The sequence below is a fragment of the Pseudomonas sp. JV245A genome (genome assembly GCF_032424515.1).
GTDB classification, from domain to species: Bacteria; Pseudomonadota; Gammaproteobacteria; order Pseudomonadales; family Pseudomonadaceae; genus Aquipseudomonas; species Aquipseudomonas protegens.
Genome location: NZ_VYKE01000547.1, coordinates 1 through 444 on the forward strand (window position 1 = coordinate 1; position 444 = coordinate 444).

Genomic DNA, 444 nt, shown 5'->3' on the forward strand with positions numbered 1-444 from the left:
GGCAAAGTTGCCCCCCAGGCCGATGAACACCTTGGCCCGGCCCTGTTCCATGGCCGAGATCGCCATCACCGTGTTGTGCCCGTGCTCTCGGGGCGGCTTGAAGCCGAAGCGCGCCTCAAGGGCATCCAGCAGCTCGGTGGGCGCCAGTTCGTTGATGCCCATGGTGCGATCGCCCTGCACGTTGCTATGGCCGCGCACCGGCGACAGGCCGGCGCCGGGACGGCCGATATTGCCCCGCAGCAACAGCACGTTGATCACTTCCTGGATGGTTGGCACCGAGTGGGTGTGCTGGGTCAGGCCCATGGCCCAGCACATGATCGCGCGCTTGGCCTTGCGGTACATGCGCGCGGCCAGCTCGATGTCGGCCAGGCTCAGGCCGGACTGCTCGACGATGTGGTTCCAGGACGTGGCATCGACCTCGGCCAGGTAGCTGTCCAGGCCCGA

The 444-nt window shown here is 67.1% G+C and carries 1 pseudogene; it reads right to left on the reverse strand.

The annotated features are described in order from the left end of the window. Positions 1-444: pseudogene (locus F6S12_RS32955) on the reverse strand (molybdopterin-dependent oxidoreductase); the annotation flags it as partial.